Here is a 22992-nt window from a genome sequence, read left to right on the forward strand (position 1 = left end):
GTGATCACTCCTGTCGGGGACGGCGACGGACGGGACGCTCCGAGCTGCTGGGCGTGGCCGGGCGCAGCGGACGGGCGGGCGGCTCCGCGCGCTGCGTTGCCGCAGGGGCGGGGTCGCGAGGCGGTGCGGGTGCCGGAGTCGGAGCCGGGATGGGGACGGGACGGGGGGTCGGGGGCGGGACCACCGGGCGCACGGACGGGGACGGCCGGGCGGTCGGGGACGGACCGGCCACCGGGACCGTCCGGGTGGCTGGGGCGGGACGGGCTGCTGGGGACGGGACCGCCGCCCGCACGGACGGGGACGGACGGGCAGCCGGGGCCGGTCTGGGTGTCGGGGTCGGTCGCGGTGTCGGGGCGGCGGTCCGGGTGACTCGTGGCGGGGTGGCCGGGTTAGCACCGGCGGCCGGTGGCGTGCGCGCGGGCGTGGCTGGTGCTCGTTTCGCCGCTGTGGGACGCGGCCGAGCAGGTGTCGCCGGCGCGGTCGAGAACGTCGGCGTGACCGGGGCTGGAGGCCGCTTCGGTGCGGTCTGGGCCGGCGGTGCCGCCGAGAACACCACCGCCGGCGCCCTGGTGGAGGCCGGTGCGGAGCCGGTGGCGTCTCTGATCGCGGCCGGGGCCAAGGTGGTCGGCGGGTGGCTGAACGACACCGCACTGGGCGACACCGAGGCGGGCGGTGCCGGTTGCGGGCTCGGCGTGGCCGAGAACCCGGTGGGCGGGACGGCACCCGTCGGGCCGGCGGTGGCGGGCGGCTCGGTGTGACTGAACGCCGGAGCGGTCGTGGTTCCGGCGGGCTGAGCGAGGGGCGTGTGGACGGACGGGGCGTGACTGAACGCTGCCGGACCGGCGGGCACCGGGGACGGCCCGGACGGTCCCGACCGGGGCGGACGGGGTGGGCGCGGCGTGCCGGGGCGGGGCGGACGGCCCGGTCCGGGACGACCGAGACCGGGACGGGGTGCCGTCCCGCCTCCACGGACGGCCGTCCCCGCCGTCCGTCCGGCGGCCTTCGATCCGCCCAGCGCACCGGCCGCCAACCCGAGGGTCTTGAACGTCAGATAGGTCGAGACGAGTTGGCCGAGCAGACCCCGGCCGCGGGACTGACCGAGCGGACCGAGGATGAACTGCTTCATCCAGCCCGGCAGTTTGATGAGGACCCACAGCATCGTCAGGCAGACCCCGATGCCGAGAAATCCGTCGGTGGTGATCGGGAGGCCGAGGACCGCCGGTCCGGTTGGGGTCAGGAACACCCGGATGGTGGCCAGCATGATGAAGGCTTGGGCGAGTTGCATGCCCAGGCACGCCCCGAACGCCCGCCACCAGGTGTAGGCCAGGCCCTCGGTCTGCGGGGTGGCATGGCACATCAACGCGAGCGGCGACACCCCGATCAGCAAAATCATGGCCGCCACGCGCAGGATGAAGGTCAGCACGACCACGATGGCCATCACCAGCGCCGCGAGGATCATCAACGTCAGCAGGAAATTGTTGCCCTGGCTGGCGTTGGTCAATGCTTGGGTGAGCGCGGTCGCGGCGGCCGGACCGTCGACGCCTTGACCGGCAATCGCGGCCGTCAGCGCGTTGACGACGGTGAGGATCTTCGCGCAGAGCAGCAGCGACAGGTTCGCCCCGACCCCGCCGATCAGCAGACGCGGCAGGATCTCCTTGAGCCCGTGCCGGCTTTGCAGGGTCTCCCGCGAGGTCACGACGAACCCGCCGACGATCACGAACAGCACGAAGACCGTGTTGGCGATGACCAGACTCGTCGTCCAGATCGTCTTGACCTGCTCGTTGTCGGTCAGGTCCGGGGTCGACAGGACGGTCTTGCCGAGGGTGTCCATGACCGGAGCCAGGCCGGTCTCGACCATCCAGGCGAAGAAGTCGTTGATCCCTTTACGGATCTGACCGGGAATGTCGTACCAGGCCGGGTCATCGGTCGACGTGGCTGGCGGTGTCGTCGGGCTGGTACCAGGTGACGGGTCCGGCGTCGGGGTTGGTGTTGGTGTTGGTGTTGGTGTTGGTGTTGGTGTTGGTGTTGGTGTTGGGGTGCTGGTCGGCGGCGGACCGATGGGGCTCGGTGTCGGAGTGGGGATGGGGATCGGGCCGTCCGGTGACGGCGGGATACCAGGGGTAGGCACGCCCGGCGCGGGCGCTGGTGCGGGTTCGGCCAGCGCGGGCGTGGCCGCGACAGCGATCCCACCGGCGAGTCCCGCGCCGAGCAGCAGTGCCAGGGCCAGTCGTGGGAGGCTGGCGGTGTCTCGGGCGGCGCGTGTCCGGGTCGGGGTCATGGTTACTTCACCCACTCGCCGACGATGGTGACGAACAGCGGCGCCAGCAGGGCCAAGGCGTAGCCGATCGCGGCGGACTTCATCGCGAGCTTGCCTTTTTCGGTTTCGCTGGGGTCGCCGTTGGCGGCGAGGTAGCGCAGGCCACCGACCGTGAGGAACAGAGTCGCGACGGCGACGAGGATGCCGACCAGCCAGGCCCGAATGTTGTTGATTACGGTTTCGATGGATTCCGGGCCTGCCGGCTCCTGGGGCTCGGCGGCGTAGGCGGCGGTGTCGCCCAGCACGATGACGGTACTCAGGACTGCGGCCACCACGATCAGGACCGGGATCAGGCGGGTGGCCTGGTAGAGCATCCAGTCAGAGGGGTGCAGTCGGGGTCGGCGAGGACGCCGGGGCGGCTTGCGCCGCGACGGGGGTTCGCGAGTGGGCTTGCTGCTCATGGGTGGAACACCTCCGGGCTTGGGCCGCAACCGGCCCCGGGGCGTGGCGGGGCTCGATTGCGGCGCGGTGGGTGACAGAGGCGGGGGCGAATCGAGCCGCACGTGGTGACCAGGAGTTCCGACCGGCGCGGGGGCCGTCCTCCTCACAGAGGTGTGGTGGGCCGGGCGAACGGTGTGTCAGCGCCGTCAGCGGGGCCGGCCGGGGAGGTCACCTAGGCGGGGAAGTCCCGCACTAGGGGAATACAAATCCGAGGGCCGATTTGGAGAAGCACAGCTCAGCGGAGGTGGGTCACGGGCGGCGGACGGGTGCCGCCTGCGGTGCGGTGATCCCGGTGGCTTCGGCGATGACGTCGGCGGTCGGGTCGCTGAGCGCACCGGATCGGATCGCCGCGACGAGCCGCTCGACGGCGGCGCTGCGCCGCTTGTAGACACCCCACCGGGGCAAGCCGTTGCGCTCGGCGTACGCGGCGAGGCTGGTGTCCTCCAGGAACGTCCCGCCAATCAGGTCCGCCTCGGCGACGGTGATCACCCCGAGACGCACCGCGCGGGCCAGGACCAGGTCCGGGTGGCCGTATGGGGCGGGCGGCAGCGCCGAGCCGGGCGCGAAGTTCGCCTCCCCCGACGCGGCCGGCTCCTGCCCGCGCAGCGCGGAACGAGCGCCGGAGAACGCGGCGTTGAGTAGGGCGTTCACGATGCCCGGCTGGCCGATGTTGACGGTGTGCAGCGCCTTGAGGAATGCCTCGATCAGCGCGGCGTGCAGGTCGCCGGACGACAGCTTCGACAGCAGGTGCGCCCGGTGCCGCAAGCCGGGCAGGGCCACCCCGACCGCGCCAACGATCCACGGCTCGCCGCCGGTGCGGGCTCGGGTGACGAGGTACCTCCACGCGGCGTCCTGCGCCGCGGCGCCGCAGGAGGGGTGCATGAGGATCGCCGACAGCTCGGTCAACGCGATGGTGCGGCGCGGCAGGCCGTGCCCGAGCTGCCGGCCGTCGACCGCCTGCGGCTGGGGGCCTTCGCCGCGCAGCCGGAACCGGTAGTCGATCGCGTCAAGCAGCGGCGCACCAGGCCGCGATCCTGGGTGTCCGGCGAGCGGGCCGGTAATCGGGCGAGTGTTCGCAGACATGGGTGTACTCCCTGATGGTGAGCGGGGATGCCGGACCGGCGATCGGAGGCCGGTCGGCGGTGCAGCACCCACGCCACCAGGGCGGTTGAACACATCTTGAACACTGATGATCTTGTTTCAGGTTGAACACAGCGTGATCGGCCGAGGCGTCGATGACGGCCCTCGATGCGCCGGTCAACCAGCGCGCGGCCGGTGCTCGCCGGTGTGTGCAGCCTTGTGGCTGCCCGTTCAACCGCCGCTCGCCGGGCCTATCGCCCGCCTCGGCGAGGGGCTCCGTCGGCCATGAACGCATCCGGAGGCGTCGAGGCGAGAAAGACCCGCGTGGACGGTGCGGGCAAGAGGTGTTCATGGTCGGCGGCAAATTGTTGACTGGTGGGTGAAGCCTGTTCAAGGCATCCCGACGCAAAGTCGATCTTGTTCAAGCCGAGGCGTCGAACTTGTTCACGGCACCGGGAGGGGCACCTTGCGGCGTCTGGCTCGCCATCGGAGCGACACCGCCGCGACAGTTATAGACTTCGATAGGTTCCGTGGTCTGCTGGTGGCGGTGTTCAACCTCGGACCTGCGTGTTCAACCTTTAGCTGATCTTGTTCATCGGGGTTGAACACGCCCGGTGCGGCGGGCTCGGCGACCGGTGGTCGCAACGGCGTCCTCCAAATCGAGGCCCGGATCTGTATTCCCTTTGTGTCAGCGCTTGTCGGCGGACGTGGCCCACCACCCATGCCGCAGACCCACTCGCACCACCCCGAGCCCCACACCGAACGCCCACCCGTCGGGCTGTTCCTCGTCCCCGCCCACCGCCGTGATACGCCGCTGGTCGACTCGGCAGCCTGGCACGGAATCGACCCGCAACGCCTCGCCTGGCTCATCCGGCACTACACCCGCGATGGCGACCTCGTGGCCGACCTCGACAACTGCCCAACCGTCGCCAATGCCGCCCGGTACCTGCACCGCCATCCGGCCACCATCACCACCGTTGGTGACCAGACCGGGGTCACCGACGACCGGCCCGCCCGCGCCCGCTGCCTCGCAGAGGATGCCGTCGCGCTGCTGCTGGCCGGACTACCCCGGCCCGGCGGCGACGACCTCGGTGTGCACGACATCGCCGAGGCGATGCACCTGTGGCACCGGCTACTGCGCCCCGGCGGCTTCGTCCTCGTCGCGCTACCCGCCCGCGCGCCTGAGCCAGGTCGGATCTCGCGGCGCAGCACCGTCATCAGCGCCGCCCGCATCGCCGGGCTGCGCTACCACCAGCACATCCCTGTGCTCGTGGTCCCGCTCCCGGCCCACGACCCGCGCGCCGACGCGGCCGCCGCCGCGAGCACCCCGCCCGCGCTCCTGAACGGGCGGCACCTTCACACCCACATGGACGTCCTGGCGTTCACGGCGACCACCCTCGACCAGGAGGACACCGATGCGTGAGCCCACCTCTACCGACGCTTCCGCCCCGGGCCTCGACCTCGACGCCACCGACGTCGGGCGGCTGTTCGCCCTCATCGCCGACGGGGTGCAGGGCTCGGTCCTGCTGACCGGGCAGACCGCCTCCCGCGATCTGCGGCGCGGCCGGTACACCACGGCCTCCATGGAGCACCCGGGCAAGATGCTGCCCACCATCCCCCGCTACCTCACCGCCACCTACACCCAGCCCGGCGACCTGGTGGTCGACCCGATGGCCGGCATCGGCACCACCCTCGTAGAGGCCATGCACCTCGGGCGACAGGGCATCGGCGTCGAGTACGAGAACCGGTGGGCGCAGCACGCCGCCGACAACATCCGCCTCGCCACCAGCCAAGGCGCCACCGGCACCGGCGAGATCTACACCGGCGACGCCCGCCGGCTACCCGCACTGCTCCCGAGCGAGGTCCACGGCCGGGTCTCGCTGGTCATCACCTCACCGCCGTACGGGTCATCCACCCACGGTCACGTACGGACCCCCGGCCCGCGAAGGGGCAAGGTCCGCAAGATCCACCACCGGTACGGTGCCGACGCCGGGAACCTCGCCTACACCGAACACGCCGAACTGGCCGAAGGATTCACCCAGATCCTCACCGGCTGCGCCGCTGTACTTCAGCCCGGCGGATACGTCGCGGTCACCGCCCGCCCCTACCGGCGACGCGGGGAACTCATCGACATCCCCGGCATGGTCGCCGCCGCCGGACTCGCCGCCGGACTGGCCCTGGTCGAGGAACTCATCGCGCTCATCGCCGGAGTCCGAAACGGCGTACTGGTGCCGCGGACCTCGTTCTTCCAAATGAAGAACGTCCGCGACGCCATCAACACCGGCGACCCGCAATGGCTCATCCAGCACGAAGACCTTCTGCTGTTCCAGCTCGGCGGGTCGCACCACAACCCGCGCGACTCCGCACAGAGCGGGTCCACCCTCGCCGCACCGCGCGCCGGCCACGGGCTTGATACCTCAACCCCCGCCAGCGTGGATCGACGGGCACACCCGGCGCACCCCGCCAACCCCGGCGGCAGCGCCACCGACCACCGGCCCCACCCGGGCCGGGATGCTGAAAGGACACCCGAACCGTGCCCGCCCCACCCACACACCACCGCCCACCAGCGACCCGCCGGCCCCGACACACCACGCCCGCAGACAGGCTCGTCCGCCACGGCAGACCAGCCATGAGCGCCCCGACCGCCGCCGAGTGGCGGCCCGACCCCCTCCTAACCATCGATGACGTAGCGGGCTGGCTCGGCAAGCCGAAGAACACCCTCTACGCCTGGCACAGCCGAGGTAAGGGACCTCGCGCCATCCGGGTCGGCAACACCCTGCGCTACCGGCGCAGTGAAGTCGAACGCTGGCTCGACGACCACACCGACCCGGAGCGCTGAGCCATGGCCCGACCTCCCCTACCCATCGGCACCTTGGGCACGATCCGTACCGAGAAGCTCGGCCCCAACCGGTACTGCGCCCGAGCCCGATACCGCGACCACGACGGCAAGACCCGCGACGTCGAGGCCACCGGCACCACCGCCCCCGCCGCCATACGGGCGCTCAAAGTCAAAGTCCGCGACCGTGTCGCCCCTAACGACGACGAAATCACCAGGGAGACGCACGTCAGCACGCTCGCCGCTCTGTGGCTGGAGGAGATAGCCGCAGAGGAACGGGTATCGCTGCAAAGCATCAGCAGGTACGAGATCAGCGTGCGCGTCTCGATCGTGCCGGCTTTGGGTGAACTACGGATCCGCGAGGCCAGCGCAGGCCGCCTCGACAAGTTCCTGCGGAGGATCGCCGAGGACCGTCCCTCAGCCGCCAAGAGCGCCAAGGTCGTCCTCGGCCAGATGTTCGCCCTTGCCGTCCGTCGGGGTGCGCTCACGACAAACCCCATCCGCGACACCGGCCAATTACGAAAGCCCCGCAAGAGGGTCGTCGCGCTTGATCGGGAGCAACTGGACGACGTCCGTTCGGCGATCCGGAGGTGGCAGCAGCCAACCCCGGGCAAGTCGGGGCCTCGGCCTACGAGCGACCTGGCCGACATCGTTGACCTCATGCTCGCCACCGGCGCCCGCATCGGCGAGATCCTGGCAGTGCGGTGGGAAGACGCCGACCTCGCCGCCGAACATCCCATCCTCACTATCTGCGGCACCATCATCTACATCAAGGGCAAAGGCTTCTTCCGGCAGGAATGGACAAAGAGCGATGCCGGTTACCGGTCAGTCGTCCTGCCACGATTCGCCGTCGGGATGCTCTTGGAGCGCAAGCTCAGCGCCGCCGCCGACCCCAACGACGCGATCTTCCCCTCCCGACGTGGCACCTGGCTGTCTCCGCCCAACGTTCGCCGTCAGTGGCGTGCAGCCCGCGCTGAGACCGGCCTTGAATGGGTCACTCCCCACACGTTCCGTAAGACCGTTGCCACCTTGATCGACAAGGAGGCCAACACCGACAGCGCCGCCGCGCAGCTCGGCCACGGAAGTAAGGAGACCACCAAGAAGCACTACATCGTCAAGCCAGCCCTTGCCCCCGACAGCTCTGCCATCCTCGAACAGCTCGGGGGCAGGCCGGAGCCAGGTGATTCCGAACCCCGCAACCCTGGCCCGGCCCCGACCGGGTAGCCGGGGGCGGTTGGCGGCTGGTACGCCTACCACCCGGCCTGCCGAACCTGATCGCCCCGGCCGTTACTGAGGGGTTTTCGGGGGAGGGTTCGAAACTACATAGACAACCATTAAGGCCCTGGCCAGCTTTTTGCTGGTCAGGGCCTTAAATTGGTGCGCCGCCAGGGACTCGAACCCCGAACCCGCGGATTAAGAGTCCGCTGCTCTGCCAGTTGAGCTAGCGGCGCTCGTCGGCAACGGAGAGAACATTAGCACCCCTCCAACGCGGGCTCCAATTCGGTTACCCGGGTCCCCCCTTCGGTCGAGCTTTGCCGGCAAAAAGCCCCAAACCGACCACGGTCGCCAAGATCGGGGCGTGGGTTGCGGCGGTGATGCGGCACGATGTCCGCCAGGTACGCGAGAACAGAGGTGGGCATGGCACGGTTCACGCGAGCCGGGGCGGTGGTGGGCGCCCTGACTCTGGCGGCGTCGCTGGCACTGACCGGATGCGGCGGCGACGAGAAGAAGCCGGAATTCGTTGGCGGGGCGTCCTCGGACGTGAGCGTCACTCCTGGTTCGGCCGCACCTTCGACGCCAGGCACACCGGGCGGACCGGCGCTCACGCTGAGCCCGGCGAACGGCACGAAGAACAGGCCGGTGAGCACGGAGATCAGCGCGAAGCTCCCGGACGGCGGGAAGGTGTCCGCGGTCACCCTGACGGCGGACGGCGGGGGCTCGATCCAGGGCAAGCTGCGTACCGATGGTTCGTCCTGGGTGCCGTCCACCCCGCTGAAGTGGGGCACCCGCTACACGGCCACTGTGACGGCGAGCGCGTCGGACGGCACGAGCAGCCAGGGCACCAGCAGCTTCACCACGATGGCCAAGCCGAAGTCGACGATCGGGTCGGGCCTGTACCTCTTCGACGACAAGAGTTACGGCGTGGCCATGCCGGTGGTCACCGAGTTCCACCCGGGCATCCCGAAGAAGGACCGGGCGGCGGTCCAGAAGCGGATGTTCGTCCAGACCGACCCGCCGCAGCCGGGCGCGTGGCACTGGGTCAGCAACGGCACGCAGGCGTACTACCGGGCCCCGGAGTACTGGAAGCCGGGCACCACGATCACCGTGCGGATCGCCCTGGCGGGGGTGCCGCTGAGCAACGGCAAGTACGGCGACATCGACCGCAAGGCCACCGCGAAGATCGGCCGGTCGTTCGAGATGAAGGTCGACAACGCCAACAAGAAGATGACTGTGTACGAGAACGGCGCGGCGGTGCGCACCATTCCGGTGAGTCTGGGCAAGAAGAGCACGCCGTCGTCGAGCGGCACGATGGTCGTGATGGAGAAGAAGGAAGCCACTGTCTTCGACACCCGCGACGATCCGGACCCGGCCAACCGCTACGTGACCGACATCCAGTTCGCCCAGCGGCTCACCTGGGGTGGCGAGTACATCCACGCCGCGCCCTGGTCGGAGCACGTGCAGGGGCGGCGGAACGTCTCGCACGGCTGCGTGAACGTGTCGATGGCGAACGCCAGGTGGTTGTTCGACAAGACCCGGATCGGCGATCCGATCACGATCAAGGGAACCGAGCGCAGGATCGCCGCCGGCAACGGTTGGACGGCGTGGAGTCTGAGCTGGTCGGAGTTCATCAAGGGCAGCGCGTTGCCGGTGCCCAGCGGTGGGGCCGGCCCGGCGGTCTGAGCCGTCGGCTCCGTTGCGCCGGCCCTGCCGTTGGCGGGGCCGGCGTACCCTTGCACTCTCCCGCCGCGCGACATCGGCGCGCCGACCCCCGCAATCCCGGTACGGAGACGAACCAGGCTCACGAAACGCCGGATAGTAGCAGAATTCGGGCACTATTGATGGCGTGTTTCGGTTCACCCTCGGCAACCGGGGCCGGCTCTGGCGCGTCAGTAGGAGACGATGGGGCAGCGACCACGACTTGTGAGGGAATTCATGCGAGCTAGCCAGGACCAGCTGATCAGGCCCGGTGGGCGACGCCGCGTCTTCGCGGCGGGGCTTCTCGCCGTGGCGCTGGCCTTCACCTCCGCCTGTACCGACGACGGCGGTAAGCCGTCCTCGTGGCACGGCGGTGGCGAGAACCCGGCGCCGAAGGCCGCGGCGACGATCAGTGAGCCGGCGGCCGACGCCAAGGACGTGCCGGCGTCCACAGGCATCACCTTCACCACGAAGGACGCCGTGGAGACCGCTGTCGAGCTGAAGGACGCCGCTGGCAAGGCGGTCGAGGGCGCCGTCGCCAAGGACGGCAAGTCCTGGCTGCCGGCCGGCGCGCTGGCGTACGGCACGAGCTACACGGCAACGGTGACCGCCACCGGCGACGACGGGCGTCCGGCCACCACGACCAGCACCTTCACCACCATGGCCAAGCCCGGCAATCAGGTACGCGTGAGCAGCTTCCTCGGCGACAACCAGGTGGTCGGCGTGGGCATGCCGCTGATCGTGAAGTTCAGCCGGGCCATCCCGGAGGACTTCCGCGACGACGTGCAGCGCCGGATGACTGTCACCTCGACGCCGGCGCAGGAGGGGATCTGGCACTGGGTCAGCCCCACCGAGATCCGGTTCCGGCCGAAGGTGTTCTGGAAGACCGGCAGCAAGGTCTCCTACCGGGTCCAGGCGGGCGGCCTGCCGATGGGTGAGGACTGGTACGGCCGCGCCGACCTCTCGGTGGACGTCAAGATCGGCGCGTCGGTGGTCATGACTGTCGACAACAAGACCAAGCGGATGACGGTGACCCGCAACGGCTCCGTGGTCAAGACCATCCCGGTCAGCCTGGGCAAGAAGAGCACCCCGTCGTCGAGCGGCACCATGGTCGTGATCGAGAAGTTGCGCAAGACGGTCTTCGACACGTTCGAGGAGCTGGGCCCGGAGGAGGGTTACCGCACCAAGATTGACTTCGCGCAGCGCCTCACCTGGGGCGGGGAGTTCATTCACGCGGCACCCTGGTCCGAGGGCCAGCAGGGCACCACGAACGTGTCGCACGGCTGCGTGAACGTGTCGATGGCCAACGGCGACTGGCTCTTCAAGAACACCCAGATCGGCGATCCGATCACGGTGAAGGGCACCGAGCGCAAGCTGCAGAACGGCAACGGCTGGACGGACTGGAACGTGAGCTGGGACGAGTACGTGAAGGGCAGCGCCCTCCCGTACGAGCCTCCGGCCGACCCGGACGCCACGCCGACCCCGGACGGGGCGGTCACCCCGTCCGCCACGCCGACCGCCTGAGCCAGCCGACGAAAGCCCCCTCCTCGGAGGGGGCTTTCGCGTGGTCCCCCATTCTGCCCCCACAACGACTCAGGCCCCCTCCGAGGAGGGGGCCTGAGTGGTGAAACCAGTGGGGTGACTGAGGGGAATTGAACCCCCGACAACCGGGACCACAACCCGGTGCTCTGCCAACTGAGCTACAGCCACCACGCCGCCGTCGCCCGGTCGATCGCTCCGGGCGGGGTGCGGATCAATAATAGCCACACCACAGCGCGCCTCGTCCAGCGGGTTCCCTGCTCCCCGAGAGGAGCTGCCGTGGTCAGAGTTCGGCGGCGATGGCCTTGGCGGTCTCGACATCCGGGCCGGGCAGCGGAACGAAGATCGTGCGCCGGTAGTACTCCAACTCCCGGATGCTCTCCCGGACGTCGGCCAGCGCCCGGTGCGCGAGACCCTTCTGCGGCTGGCCGAAGTACACGCGGGGGTACCAGCGGCGGCAGAGTTCCTTGATCGACGACACGTCGATCATCCGGTAGTGCAGGTGCGCGTCGAGGCGGGGCATGTCCCGGGCGATGAAGCCCCGGTCGGTGGCGATGGAGTTGCCGCACAGCGGAGCCGTACGCGGATCCTTCACGAAGGTGCGGACGTAGTCCAGGACCAGGTCTTCGGCCTCGGCGAGGGTGACTGCCGAGCGGCGGACCTCCTCGGTGAGGCCGGACTTGGCGTGCATGGTCTGCACGATCTCCGGCATCCCCTCCAGTGCCGCCTCGTCGGCGTGGATAACCACGTCGACACCGTCACCCAGCACGTTGAGGTCGGGATCGGTGACCAGTGCCGCAACCTCGATCAGTTTGTCCCTGCCGAGGTCCAACCCAGTCATCTCACAGTCGATCCAGACGAGGAGATCAGCCACCGGGACAGCCTACGCGCAGCCCGCGCCCCGCGGCTGCGCGCTCTCGGCGGGCCGGCCCGCTAGGGTTTCGGGGTGCCAGCAGAACCCGTCGCACCGCCCGCCGTCACCGAAGACGATCCCGGCGGCCGTACGGTCCGTCGCCTGGTCGCGGTGGTGGCCCTCGGCGCTGTGCTGCCAGCGCTCTACCTGCCCGGCCTCGTGCACAACTTCTTCGATCTCAAGATCTACATGTCCGCGATGGACTGGTGGCGCGTCGGTCACCCGCTCTACGACTACGTCCAACCTGACCGGGTGCAGGGCGAGCTGTTCTTCACCTACCCGCCATTCAGCGCGCTGCTGCTGTGGCCGTTCGGTCTGCTGCGGCTCGGCGCCACCGTGGCGATCTTCACGGCGCTCACCGTGCTGGCCGTCGTCCTGACCACCCGGTGGCTGGTGTCGCCGGTGATCGCCCGACACGACCTGCCCCGCACGTTCACCCTGATCGCCGCCGTACTGCTGGTGCTGGCGGTGGAGAGCATCCGCGAGACGATCACCTTCGGCCAGATCAACATGCTGCTGGTCGTGCTGATTCTGGCCGATCTGCTGTTCGCGGTACCGCAGGCGCGACGCTGGGCCGGGGTGGGCGTGGGGCTGGCGACGGCGCTCAAGCTCTTTCCCGGCATCTTCATCGTGTACCTGCTGGCCACGCGACGGTGGCGGGCCGCCGCAGTGGCGAGCGCGACCGCGGCGGCGGCGACCCTGCTCGCGGCGGCGATCGCCCCACGGGACTCGTGGCGGTTCTGGACGCACGAGCTGTGGACCACCGAGCGGGTGGGACGCACCGACATCGTCGGCAACCAGTCGCTGTTCGGTCTGCTCAGCCGGTTCACCGAGCCGGAGAAGCCGGACCGGCTGCTCTGGCTGCTGGTGGTCGCCGTGGTCGCCGCCTACGGGCTGTGGCGGGCCGCCCGCGCGGCGCGGGCGGGTGACCCGTTGACGGGCCTGACGTTGACGGGGTTGGTCGGTTCCCTGGCGAGCCCGATCACCTGGACCCACCACATCTACTGGTTCGTGCCGGCGGTGGTGCTGCTCGCCGACGCGGCGTTGAGCGCCGACCGCCCGGACGAGGTGCGCCGACGGCGGTGGTTGGCCGGGCTCGCGCTGGGCATCACCGCCGTGACCATCTACGGCGTGGTGACGTTCCAGGCATGGGGCGCGGGACCGGTCCACACTCACGACCCGGTGGACTTCGTCGTGCAGAACACCTACGTGCTGCTCAGTCTGCTGCTGCTGGCGGCGTTGCCGGTGCGTCCGAAGCTCGGTGTGGAAAATCGCACCAATTGGACAGACCTCCCGAGTAGCCATGTTCGGCGCTAACCTGTCCTCATCTACCTCAAGCGTCGCTCGGGTAGCACCGATCCCCCGGTGAGAGTGGCCCTCCGCGTCGGCAGCGCGGAGGGCCACTCGCCGTTCCGCCCCGTCACCCGGTCGGACCGCCGACCGGTGGGACCGCCACCGGCCGGGCCGTGGGCTCGTCCGGGTCGGCCGGCGGCCAGGCGAGACTCAGCCTCACCTCTGGCGGGCGGGGCAGCCGGACCGGCTCGTCCAGGTCGGCGAGGGTGGCCGCACGAGCGGCGGCGATCGCCGACCGGGAGGGTGCCCCGGCCCCGGCCGGGAGCAGTTGTACCGGCAACGGCGGGGTCGGATCGGGTTGCCGGGGGCCGAGGCCACTCAGCGAGGTGACGCCGAGGCGGCCGGCGAGCACCGGCACCTGGTCCGGCTCGACCACGAAGATCACCTCGCGCGGGCGCAGCGGTCGCAGCAGGAGCAGCACCGCGCACACCACCAGCAGCACGCCGACGGTCAGCAGACCCCAGGTGGCCGGACCGGTCCACCCGGCCCGCAACTCCGCGCGCAGTTCCACTGCCACGTCGGCGGCGCCGTCGGGGCGCATCACCACCAGGCTCATGGGTTCACCGGCGAGGTCGTCCGCGCTCCACTCCAGTGAGCCGATCCCCTCGCGTACCCAGAAGGGCCGGCCCAACGGCGTGACCGGCCCGCCGGCCGTCGCGGCGCCCGGGGTGTCGGTGGCCGGTCCGGCCGGATCGAGCCGGACCGGCAGCGGGCCCCGGGCCAGCGCCACCCGGCGGACCGTGGCGTGCGGCACCGCCTCCAGCCAGCCACGCACCTCGGCCGTGGGCGCCAACCCGACGAAGGCCGGCCCGCCAGTGGTGTGGGCGTCCAGTCGGAGCCGCGTCTGCGCGGTACGCGCGAAGGGGGCCTCCTGTCGCAGCAACCGGTCGAGGTCGGTGATCACGACCGCGTGACCGGGCGTGCGGACCGTCTCGAAGCGGGCGGCGAAGGACCCGCCGGGGTCGGCGTGTCGGGTCACCAGCCACAACCCGCCGCCGGCGAACAGCGCCGGAATTCCCACGACCAACAGCAGCACCCCGGCGATCATCCGCACGAACCGCATCCGCACCGTCCCCCTCCGTAGCAAAACACCCGGCCGACCTTACCGACGTACACCGTCTGATCAGGGGATATCCACGGCACGGCCGGTACCGACTCCGGAAAGCGCGCTGGCCCGCCGGTTGATCCGGCGGGCCAGCGGGTGGGACGGGGTCAGGCCTTGGCGACCGGCTCCCGGCGGGTACGCGCGAACGCCAGCCCGCCCAGCACCAGGCCGGCCAGACCGGCGACGAGACCGGCCACACCGAGGCCGACCGCGAGCCCGTTGCCGTCGTCGTCGTCATCGTCGTCGGGCGACGCGACGGCGGCGCTCGGCGCGGGCGATCCGGCCGGCGCCGCGGCGGCGGCCAGGGCGAGGACCGGAGCCGGGTGCTCCGGCTCCTCGGCACCCGGCGCCGGCTCGTCGATCCAGCGCGAGATGTTGCCGTCCGAGTAGGTCTGCAGGGTCTTGAAGACCATCGACTCGACCTGCGGCAGCGGCCCCAGCGAGACGGGGAACTCCTGGAACTGACCCGGCTTCACCGCCGCGTCACCGGAGGCCGTCCAGGTGATCTTGGAAACCGCTTCGGTGAGCTGACTACCGTGCACCTCGATCGGCGGGTCCACCTTGCGCTTCTCCGTGGTGACCGTCCAGCCGGGGATCGGCATCGTCGACACCGAGCCGACCGGGGCGTTCTCCGGCAGCACGACCTCCAGCTTGGTGGTCGAGGCGGTGTCGCTCTCGTTGGGCACCCGGAACGCCACGCGGGCGTAGCCGCCCTGGGTCGCCTCCTTCGGGTTCACCGTGACGTGCGCGGACGCCGGTCCGGCGAAGCCGAGCACAGCGGTGGCGGCGGCGGTGAACGCCAGGGCGGCAGCGGCGGTTGCGGTACGCCGGATTCGGGTCATGGGTTTCGCGAGCCTCTCTAACGGATGGGCACGGTGGCGGTCACCGTTGCCTGGTCGATGTCGGTCGTACGGGCAGTGATCTTGATCTCCCAGTCACCGGCGGCCGGCAGACTGACGTCGCCGTAGGCGTGACTGTCCGTCAACCGCAGCAGGGGCACCTCGATCGGCTCGATCCCCGCCGAGGGCAGCGCGGCGGTTGCCTTCCACTCCGCGACCAGCTGTGGTTTGTTGTCCTTGTCGTACGCGTACAGGTGCACCGAGTTGTTGCCCCGCTCGGCCGGGCTCACCTCGACCTCCACGGACAGCAGTGGGCTGGACAGCCTGGTGCTGAAGAGGCCGGATTCGGCCCCGGCGGACGGGCCGGCCGCGGCGGTGCGGGCGGGCGTGGTCTGCACGAGCGTGGCGGACACGGCCAGCACGACCACTGTGACGGCCAACTCCACCAGGACCGCCCGGCGCACCGGTGCCGGGCGTTGCGCCGCGACCCGGCTACGCACCAACTGCCGGGAGTACGCCGCCACGCCGATGACCAGCGCGAACAGGCCGATCTTGGCGAGCAGCAGGCGCCCGTACGTGGTGTCGAAGAGCGCCTGCGGGGTGGCCACCTCGATCAACGCCTGGACGGTGCCGGCCAGCAGCAACGCCGAGACGGCGAGCGCCGCCCAGCGCGACCAGATCGGCAGGATCGCGCCCAACTCCCGCTCGTCGGCCTGCCGCAGCAGGAAGACGGCGAGCATGAGCAGGCCGCCCAGCCAGACCGCCATGCTGCCCAGGTGGACCGCGTCGACCACCACCGAGACCGCCGGCGCCGGGGAGGCCGCCGGGTGCCCGGCCAGCGGCCAGGTCAGCAGGGCCGCGCCGCCGAGCACGGCCAGGATGATCGCGTCCGCCCGGCCGGCGGGCCGGGCCAGCAGCGGGCGGAGCAGGAAGACGGACGCCGCCAGCAGGCCGAGCCGCACCAGGTGGGCGGCGCCGAAGGCGCTGCCGAAGACACTGCCGAACCCCTCACCGGTGACCTCGAAGAGACCACCACCGGCGGTGTAGGGCACCTGCAACCACAGGTCGGCGAGGGTGGCGAAGGCCACCAGACCGAGGCCGATCCAGGCCAACCGGGTCGGCCCCCGCCGGGAGAGCCGTCGTGGCCAGAGCGCGGCCAGCACCAGCGCCGGCCCCACCAGCAGCACCAGGCCGGCGTAGCCGAGGAAACGGGCCACCTTCACCGCCGTCTCCACCACCGGGTTGGCGCGGCTGTCCGTGCCGGAGTCGACGGGTGGGGTCGAGGGCGCGCCGACCGAGTAGGTGAACGCCCCGGAGACCGGGTGGCTGTCGGCGGAGATCACCCGGAAGCTGACCAGGTAGGTGCCGCGGGAGCCCGCCGGATCCACCGGGATGGTCACGACCCCGCCGCTGAACGACGGTTCGCCCCGGTCGGCCCGGGACCCGTCCGGCGCGATGACCCGGATCTTGTCGGGCACCTTCCGGACCGACTCGCTGAACGTGAGGACCACCTCGGACGGCCCGCTCGGCACGATGGAGGAGGCGGCCGGGCTGCTGCTCTCCAGCACCGCGTGGGCGCTGGCGGAGGTGGCTGGCGCGATCAACAGGGCGACGACGGTGACCAGGAGGCCGGCGGCTGCGGCCAGCCGGGCAGCCCAACGGCGGGGGGCGACAGTCATGCCGGACATGGTCGCCGATAGGTGTCCCTTTCGGCGACCCGAGGGGGGTGGGCGCGTCGGTGGTCGCACGTCATGAACTGGTAGTCGGCCCGGGGCGCGGAAAAGTTCCCGACGTGGCGCAGACCATCCAAGAGCCGAACGACCCTGACGCGCCGCCGGCTGCCGCGTAACCTGGTGTGTCGTGATCCCTGTCCCGCGTGACCCCGGTGCCGCCGGTCCGGCCGCACCTGTCGACGAGGTCGCCCGGGACGCGGCAACCGAGTGGGCGTTGACCGCCCGCGACGGCGACACCACCGCCCAGGCGGCGTTCGTCCGGCTGACCCAGGCCGAGGTCTGGCGGTTCGCCGCCGCCCTGGTCGACCCGGACAGCGCCGACGACCTGACCCAGGAGACCTACCTACGGGCGTTCCGGGCCCTGCCCGCGTTCGAGGGTCGCTCCAGCGCCCGCACCTGGCTGCTCGGCATCGCCCGGCGGGCCTGCGCCGACCACCTGCGCACGGTCATCCGGCGTCGGCGGCTCGACGAGCGCCTGGCGGCGAACGCGTACACCGACCACCCGCACCCGGACCCGGCCGGCCAGCTCGGTGCCGCCGACCTGGTCCGCCGCCTCGGCCCCGAGCGGCGCTCCGCGTTCGTGCTCACCCAACTGCTCGGCCTGTCGTACGCCGAGGCCGCCGCCGTCGAAGGGGTGCCGGTGGGCACCATCCGCTCCCGGGTCGCAAGGGCCCGTGACGACCTGGTCGAGGCGGTCGGCGACGCCCTGACCGGCTGAACGCGGAACTTCCGGCGCGGACGGGACGACAAATGAGCGTGACAGCACCTTCCACCCGAGGCGGCCGTTGGCCGCTGATCCGCCCCTGGCTCGGCGTCGCGGCCCGACTCGGCCTCGCCGCCGTCTGGCTGGTCGCTGGCGCGTCGAAGGTCAGCGATCTCGCCGCCTCCGGGCGGGCTGTCAACGCGTACCAGGTGCTGCCGTACGACGTGGCGACAGTGCTCGGCGCGGCCCTGCCCTTCGTCGAGCTGGCGTTGGGCGTCCTGCTGCTGCTCGGGCTGGCCAGCCGGCTCGTCGCCGGGGTCTCCGCCGCGCTGCTGGTGGTCTTCATCGCGGGGATCGCCTCGGCCTGGGCGCGTGGGCTGGCCATCGACTGCGGCTGCTTCGGCAGCGGCGGGCAGCTGGCCGCGGGGCAGGCACCCAGTTACCTCCCGGAGATCCTTCGGGACCTGGGATTCTTGATTCTGGCCGGTTTTCTGCTGATCTGGCCGCGTACGCCGGTATCGGTGGACGGGTGGTTGTCCGGCGAACCCGTTGTGGAGGACGAGGATGAGTAGTCGCAAGGGGCAGCGGGACGCCGCCCGAGTGGTCCGCGAGCAGTTGGCCCGTGAGCGGCGCCGCCGCCGCACGATCTGGGTCTCCGCCGCCGCTGTCGTCGTCCTGCTCATCGCCGGTGTCGTCGGCTGGGCCGTCTGGTCCAGCCAGCGCTCCGACGACTTCACCACACCACCCGGCGCCAACGCGGCCGGCACCGGCATCGTCACCGGCGGCGGCCCAGTCACCGTCGACGTCTACGAGGACTTCCTCTGCCCGGCGTGCAAGCAGTTCGAGCAGACCAGCGGGTCGACCCTCGAACAGTTGGTGGCCGAGAACAAGGCGACAGTGGTCTACCACCCGGTCGCGTACCTGAACCGTTTCTCCACCACCGAGTACTCCACCCGCTCCTCGGCCGCCTCCGGCTGCGCCGCGGCGGGCGGCAAGTACCACGAGTACGCCAAGGCGCTCTTCGCCCAGCAGCCGCCGGAGGGCAGCGCCGGGCTCACCGACGACAAGCTCATCGACATCGGCACCGGCGTCGGCCTCGACCGGGGCTCCTTCGGCAGCTGCGTGAAGGACGACACGTACCGGGGGTGGACCGAACACGTCACCGAGGACGCCAGCCGGAGCAACGTCACAGGCACGCCGACCGTCAAGATCAACGGTCAGCCCCTGGAGAACCCCACCCCGGACGCCCTCACCGCAGCCATGGCGGCGGCCGGCAAGTGATCCGTACCCTGCTGGGGCGCGCCGGCCTGGTCGCCGCCGCAGCCGGCCTGGTGACAGTGATCAGCGCGGCGCCCGCCGCCGCGCACGGCGCCGACGCACCGGACGGCACCGACTATCGCACCCGGACCACCGGCGTCGCACCGGCGCGGCCAGGGCTCGAGGTACGCGTCGTCGAGGCCGGCGCCCGACTGGAGCTGACCAACAACACCGGCCGCGCCATCGAGGTCATCGGCTACTCCGGTGAGCCGTACCTGCGCGTCGGCCCGGACGGGGTCTTCGAGAACAGCCACTCCCCCGCCACGTACCTGAACCGCACCATCACCGGGGACACCGCGCTCCCGGCCGAGGCCGACCCGGCCGCCGCACCGTCCTGGCGGCGGATCGCCGACGGCACCACCGCGCGATGGCACGACCAACGCGCGCTGTGGCAGGAGTCGGCACCACCGGCCGCGGTACGCGCCGCGCCGGACCGCGAGCACCGCGTCCGGGACTGGACGATCCCGCTGCGCGACGGCACCGACCCGGTGGTGATCGGCGGCACGCTGGACTGGGTGCCACCGCCGGACGCGTACACCTGGTGGGCGGTGAGCATCGTGGGGCTGCTCGCGGTGGGCGCGCTCGGTCTGCTCACCGCCTCCGCCCCGGCCGGCGCCCGCGCGCTGTCCGCACTGGGCGTGTTGCTCATCGCCGGCGGCGCGCTGGCCGTCGGGTACCCGGTGGGACGGGAACTGGACGCCGGCGCCCAGGGCGTGGCTGGGGTGCTGGTCGGGCTGCTGTCCGGGCAGATCTGGTCCCTGCTCACCGGTCTCGGCGCGGTCGCCGCCGGTTGGTACGCGCTGAGCCGCCGCCCGGCCGCCGACTTCGTTGTCGCGCTGGCCGGGAGCTGCCTGGCACTCTTCTCCGGAGCGGCGAACGCCGCCGTGTTCGCCCGCTCCATCGCCCCGGTGCCCTGGTCGCCCACGGCCGCCCGCGTGATGGTGGCGCTCTTCCTGATCAGCGGCGCCGGCGCGACCGCCGCAGGCGTCCTGCGCCTACACGCCACCTCCCGCACCACCACCCGAGTACCAACCCCAACCCCCTGACCCCCGCACCCCGCGCCCCGCGCTCCGTCCTGCGGCGATCTTGCACTTTGTGTTGGTGATATGCGGCTTTCGCCTTAAAGGCGGGGACAGAAACCGCAAGATCGCGGGAGTGAGGTGGGGTGGGTTAGGGGTCTGGGGTGAAGCCGTAGGGGAGTTCCAGGCGGTGTTTTGCCAGCAGGGGGGCGTCGCTCAGCAGAGTGCGGGTCGGGGCGTCGGCGACGATCCGGCCGTTGTCCAGGATCACCGAACGCTCGCACAGCTCCGCCGCGTACGGCAGGTCGTGCGTGACCATCAGCAGGGTCACCGGCAGGCCGCGCAGGATCTCGGCGAGCTCACGGCGGGCCGCCGGGTCCAGGTTCGACGACGGCTCGTCGAGCACCAGGATCTCCGGGTGCATGGCGAGCACGGTGGCCACCGCCACCCGGCGGCGCTGCCCGAACGACAGGTGCTGCGGGGTCCGGTCCCGGTGCTCGCTCATCCCCACCGCGGCGAGCGCCTCGTCCACCCGGGCGGCCAGCTCGGCCCCGCGCAGACCCAGGTTCGCCGGACCGAACGCCACGTCCTCCGCAACCGTGGGCAGGAACAACTGGTCGTCCGGGTCCTGAAAGACGATGCCCACACGGCGGCGCACCTCGGCCAGGGTGGCCCGATCCGGCGTGACCGTCAGCCCGCCGACGCTCACGCTCCCCTCGACCGGGGTGAGGATGCCGTTGAAATGCAGCACCAGCGTGGTCTTGCCGGCGCCGTTGGGCCCCAGCAGCGCCACCCGGTCGCCACGCGGCACGTTCAGGTCGACCCCCTGCAGGGCGACGTGCCCGTCCGGGTACGCGTAACGAACACCCCGAACGTCCAGCGAGACAGCGGTCTGCACGACACCGATCATGACAGCACGACGGCGGTGGCGGCGATGGAGGCCGCCAACACCGGCACGGTCGCCGCGACCAGCCACTGACCGGCGCTCGCCGCACCCTCGCCCTGCCACACGGCGGGCATCCGCCCGGTGTAACCCCGGGACAGCATCGCCAGATAGACCCGCTCGCCGCGCTCGAACGCGCGCAGGAACAACGCCCCGATCCCGGCGGCGAAGCCGCGCAGCTGCCACAGGAAGCGCGGGTCGTCACCCCGGGAGATCCGGGCCACCCGCATCCGCCGCGCCTCGCCGACCAGCACGTCCAGGTAACGCAGCATGAACGTGGCGATCTGGGTGAGCACCTGCGGGCAGTGCAGCCGGTCCAGCCCCACGATCAGGTCCCGGGTGGTGGTGGTCGCGGCGAGCAGCAGCGAGGCGAGCACCCCCAGGGTGCCCTTGGCCAGGATGTTCCACGCGCCGTGCAGCCCGTCCTCGGACAGGCGCAGGCCCAGCACCTCGACCCGGTCGCCGGCGCCGAGGAACGGCAGGGCGACGGCGAACAGCACGAACGGCAGCTCGATCAACGCTCGGCTGAGCAACCACCGTGGTCCCACCCGGGCCAGCGCCGCCACCCCCGCCACCAGCACGGCGTACGCGCCGAAGGCCCAGAACGCCTCGCGTGGGGTGGCCACCACGGCGAGGGTGAAGACCACCATCGCCACGATCTTGACCTCGGGCGGGAGCCGGTGCACCGGCGAGTCCGACTCGCGGTACAGCACGTGCCCGTGACCGGCTCCCATTCGCGTACCCCTGCTCAGCTGGCCGTGCCGGCGCGCGACGCCACAGCGTCACCCTCGGCGGGCGTGGCGCCCTCGGCGGGCGTCGTCGCGTCACCGTCGGTCGGCGTGCCGCCTCGACGGCGCAGCAGCCAGAACCCGCCGGCCCCGATCGCGAAGGTGACAAGCACCCCGAGCACCCCGGAGAGGCCGGTGGAGACGAAGCTGTTGCGAACGCCCCGAACGCCGTAGTCGGCGAGCGGGCTGTCGGCCAACTCGTGGTCGCGGGCCTGCTGCGCCGGGCAACTCCCAGCCACGATGTTGTCGTCGGCGTCGACGGTGCAGCCCTTGAGCAGGGACGAGTCCAGCCCGTCCGGGTGCGACGAGGCGTAGTTGCTCACCACACCGGCGAGCAGCAGGGCGACCAGCAGGCCGCCGGCCAGGAAGGCCCAGGATCGGTTCTTCATCGGACACCTCCAGCGACCGGAACGGCGGGGGCGGTGGGCGTGCGCAGGGACCGCAGCGCGTACACCAGGTCGGGGCGCACCTTCGCGACGGTGAGCACCGTGGTCGCGGTGATCAAGCCCTCGCCGATGCCGATCAGCAGGTGGACGCCGGCCATCGTGCCGGCCAGGCCACCCAGGTTGCTGCCCAGGTCGGTGGTGCCACCCAGCCAGTACTCCAGGACGAAGCCCTGCGACGCCACCACCACGCTGAGCGTCGCGGCGACGAACGCGGTCACGGCCAGCCCGGCCCGCGTGCGGGGCAGCACCCGCAACAGCAGCGCGATCAGCGCGTACGCCGCCGCGGTGCCGAGCAACGCCATGTTGGTGATGTTGAGGCCGAGCATCGCCACGCCGCCGTCACCGAAGATCAGTGCCTGCACGACCAGCACCACTGCCACGCAGAGCGCTCCGACCCAGGGGCCGACCAGCATGGCGGCGAGCGCGCCACCGAGCAGGTGGCCACTGACACCGGCCGTGAAGATCGGGAAGTTGAGCATCTGGACGGCGAAGATGAACGCCGCCACCAGGCCGGCCATCGGGGCCAGCCGGTCGTCCAGGTCGCGCCGGCCGCGCAGAACGCAGGCGGTGAGCGCGGCAAGAGCGAGCGCAGCGAAGATCGCTGCCACGGGACCGTCGATGATCCCGTTCGAGATGTGCATCGCCAGTGTCTCCACGCGACCTCCCACGCGTCAGCGGGCCCGACCGGGCCGGCGTGGGTCAGC

Annotated in this window: 22 protein-coding genes and 2 tRNA genes; 11 read left to right on the forward strand and 13 right to left on the reverse strand. The window is 71.2% G+C overall.

Translation table 11 applies throughout. From position 1 onward, the window contains the following. Positions 1-4 precede the first annotated feature (4 nt). The 3 genes from KBX71_RS09065 to KBX71_RS09075 form a co-directional block, all read right to left on the reverse strand. Positions 5-1858: a hypothetical protein gene (locus KBX71_RS09065; RefSeq protein WP_210817527.1), complete on the reverse strand. Its 1854-nt coding sequence runs from the start codon at positions 1856-1858 to the stop codon at positions 5-7. A 422-nt stretch (positions 1859-2280) separates the two neighbouring features. Continuing rightward, positions 2281-2631: a pilin gene (locus KBX71_RS09070; protein ID WP_247683120.1), complete on the reverse strand. Its 351-nt coding sequence runs from the start codon at positions 2629-2631 to the stop codon at positions 2281-2283. A 376-nt stretch (positions 2632-3007) separates the two neighbouring features. Then, entirely contained in the window at positions 3008-3841 is an 834-nt protein-coding gene (locus tag KBX71_RS09075) for a hypothetical protein (RefSeq protein WP_210817529.1), read from the reverse strand. A gap of 718 nt (positions 3842-4559) precedes the next feature. Here KBX71_RS09075 and KBX71_RS09080 point away from each other — a divergent pair. Genes KBX71_RS09080 through KBX71_RS09095 form a run of 4 tightly spaced genes read left to right on the forward strand, consistent with a single transcriptional unit; the run spans position 4560 to position 7898 of the window. After that, positions 4560-5261 (forward strand): hypothetical protein, encoded by a 702-nt coding sequence (locus tag KBX71_RS09080; RefSeq protein ID WP_210817530.1) that lies wholly within the window; start codon positions 4560-4562, stop codon positions 5259-5261. Next, positions 5254-6471 carry a TRM11 family methyltransferase gene (locus tag KBX71_RS09085; RefSeq protein ID WP_210817531.1) on the forward strand — a complete coding sequence of 406 codons (1218 nt, stop codon included), beginning with the start codon at positions 5254-5256 and terminating at the stop codon, positions 6469-6471. Before KBX71_RS09080 ends, KBX71_RS09085 begins: the two co-directional genes overlap by 8 nt. Further along, positions 6468-6677: an AlpA family transcriptional regulator gene (locus tag KBX71_RS09090; protein WP_210817532.1), complete on the forward strand. Its 210-nt coding sequence runs from the start codon at positions 6468-6470 to the stop codon at positions 6675-6677. The genes KBX71_RS09085 and KBX71_RS09090 overlap by 4 nt, the downstream gene beginning before the upstream one ends. 3 nt (positions 6678-6680) lie before the next feature. Continuing rightward, on the forward strand, positions 6681-7898 hold the full coding sequence (locus tag KBX71_RS09095; protein WP_210817533.1) for a site-specific integrase: 1218 nt from the start codon (positions 6681-6683) through the stop codon (positions 7896-7898). 151 nt (positions 7899-8049) lie between these two features. On the opposite strand, the gene KBX71_RS09100 is transcribed toward KBX71_RS09095, so the two are convergent. Next, positions 8050-8125 (reverse strand) — tRNA-Lys (locus KBX71_RS09100). A 187-nt stretch (positions 8126-8312) separates the two neighbouring features. Here KBX71_RS09100 and KBX71_RS09105 point away from each other — a divergent pair. Both KBX71_RS09105 and KBX71_RS09110 read left to right on the forward strand, forming a co-directional pair. Beyond that, entirely contained in the window at positions 8313-9575 is a 1263-nt protein-coding gene (locus KBX71_RS09105; RefSeq protein ID WP_210817534.1) for an Ig-like domain-containing protein, read from the forward strand. Between the two features lie 252 nt (positions 9576-9827). Next, positions 9828-11114 (forward strand): Ig-like domain-containing protein, encoded by a 1287-nt coding sequence (locus tag KBX71_RS09110; RefSeq protein WP_210817535.1) that lies wholly within the window; start codon positions 9828-9830, stop codon positions 11112-11114. Positions 11115-11224: 110 nt separating this feature from the next. On the opposite strand, the gene KBX71_RS09115 is transcribed toward KBX71_RS09110, so the two are convergent. Further along, positions 11225-11300, reverse strand: a tRNA-His gene (locus KBX71_RS09115). A 112-nt stretch (positions 11301-11412) separates the two neighbouring features. Then, positions 11413-12003, reverse strand: coding sequence for an oligoribonuclease (orn, locus tag KBX71_RS09120; protein WP_124817552.1), 591 nt, complete (start codon positions 12001-12003; stop codon positions 11413-11415). A gap of 72 nt (positions 12004-12075) precedes the next feature. On the opposite strand from orn, the gene KBX71_RS09125 reads away from it, so the two are divergent. After that, the gene (locus KBX71_RS09125) at positions 12076-13359 is read left to right on the forward strand and encodes a glycosyltransferase 87 family protein (protein WP_210817536.1); all 1284 of its coding nucleotides are present in this window, start codon (positions 12076-12078) and stop codon (positions 13357-13359) included. Between the two features lie 103 nt (positions 13360-13462). On the opposite strand, the gene KBX71_RS34785 is transcribed toward KBX71_RS09125, so the two are convergent. The 3 genes from KBX71_RS34785 to KBX71_RS09140 all read right to left on the reverse strand — a co-directional run bounded on the left by KBX71_RS34785 (position 13463) and on the right by KBX71_RS09140 (position 17027). After that, positions 13463-14458 carry a hypothetical protein gene (locus KBX71_RS34785; protein WP_210817573.1) on the reverse strand — a complete coding sequence of 332 codons (996 nt, stop codon included), beginning with the start codon at positions 14456-14458 and terminating at the stop codon, positions 13463-13465. Between the two features lie 149 nt (positions 14459-14607). After that, positions 14608-15342 carry a YcnI family protein gene (locus KBX71_RS09135; RefSeq protein ID WP_210817537.1) on the reverse strand — a complete coding sequence of 245 codons (735 nt, stop codon included), beginning with the start codon at positions 15340-15342 and terminating at the stop codon, positions 14608-14610. A 17-nt stretch (positions 15343-15359) separates the two neighbouring features. Further along, positions 15360-17027 (reverse strand): copper resistance CopC/CopD family protein, encoded by a 1668-nt coding sequence (locus KBX71_RS09140; protein ID WP_210817538.1) that lies wholly within the window; start codon positions 17025-17027, stop codon positions 15360-15362. A 172-nt stretch (positions 17028-17199) separates the two neighbouring features. On the opposite strand from KBX71_RS09140, the gene KBX71_RS09145 reads away from it, so the two are divergent. From KBX71_RS09145 to KBX71_RS09160, 4 genes are read left to right on the forward strand one after another with little or no spacing between them, the layout of a single operon-like run. Next, entirely contained in the window at positions 17200-17790 is a 591-nt protein-coding gene (locus tag KBX71_RS09145; protein WP_210817539.1) for a sigma-70 family RNA polymerase sigma factor, read from the forward strand. Positions 17791-17822: 32 nt separating this feature from the next. Beyond that, on the forward strand, positions 17823-18347 hold the full coding sequence (locus KBX71_RS09150; RefSeq protein ID WP_210817540.1) for a MauE/DoxX family redox-associated membrane protein: 525 nt from the start codon (positions 17823-17825) through the stop codon (positions 18345-18347). Beyond that, on the forward strand, positions 18340-19056 hold the full coding sequence (locus KBX71_RS09155) for a thioredoxin domain-containing protein (RefSeq protein ID WP_210817541.1): 717 nt from the start codon (positions 18340-18342) through the stop codon (positions 19054-19056). The genes KBX71_RS09150 and KBX71_RS09155 overlap by 8 nt, the downstream gene beginning before the upstream one ends. Beyond that, the gene (locus KBX71_RS09160; RefSeq protein WP_210817542.1) at positions 19053-20138 is read left to right on the forward strand and encodes a hypothetical protein; all 1086 of its coding nucleotides are present in this window, start codon (positions 19053-19055) and stop codon (positions 20136-20138) included. The genes KBX71_RS09155 and KBX71_RS09160 overlap by 4 nt, the downstream gene beginning before the upstream one ends. 124 nt (positions 20139-20262) lie before the next feature. Here KBX71_RS09160 and KBX71_RS09165 read toward each other — a convergent pair whose 3' ends face one another. From KBX71_RS09165 to KBX71_RS09180, 4 genes are read right to left on the reverse strand one after another with little or no spacing between them, the layout of a single operon-like run. Next, positions 20263-21021, reverse strand: a complete 759-nt coding sequence (locus KBX71_RS09165) for an energy-coupling factor ABC transporter ATP-binding protein (protein ID WP_210817543.1) — start codon at positions 21019-21021, stop codon at positions 20263-20265. Then, positions 21018-21788, reverse strand: a complete 771-nt coding sequence (gene cbiQ, locus KBX71_RS09170; RefSeq protein ID WP_210817544.1) for a cobalt ECF transporter T component CbiQ — start codon at positions 21786-21788, stop codon at positions 21018-21020. The genes KBX71_RS09165 and cbiQ overlap by 4 nt, the downstream gene beginning before the upstream one ends. Before the next feature lie 14 nt (positions 21789-21802). Further along, complete coding sequence (locus KBX71_RS09175) at positions 21803-22231, reverse strand: PDGLE domain-containing protein (RefSeq protein WP_210817545.1); 429 nt, start codon at positions 22229-22231, stop codon at positions 21803-21805. Further along, complete coding sequence (locus KBX71_RS09180; RefSeq protein ID WP_124820602.1) at positions 22228-22944, reverse strand: energy-coupling factor ABC transporter permease; 717 nt, start codon at positions 22942-22944, stop codon at positions 22228-22230. Before KBX71_RS09180 ends, KBX71_RS09175 begins: the two co-directional genes overlap by 4 nt. Positions 22945-22992: the final 48 nt, after the last annotated feature.

The sequence above is a fragment of the Micromonospora sp. D93 genome, assembly GCF_018070365.1.
Taxonomy (GTDB): Bacteria; Actinomycetota; Actinomycetes; order Mycobacteriales; family Micromonosporaceae; genus Micromonospora; species Micromonospora ureilytica.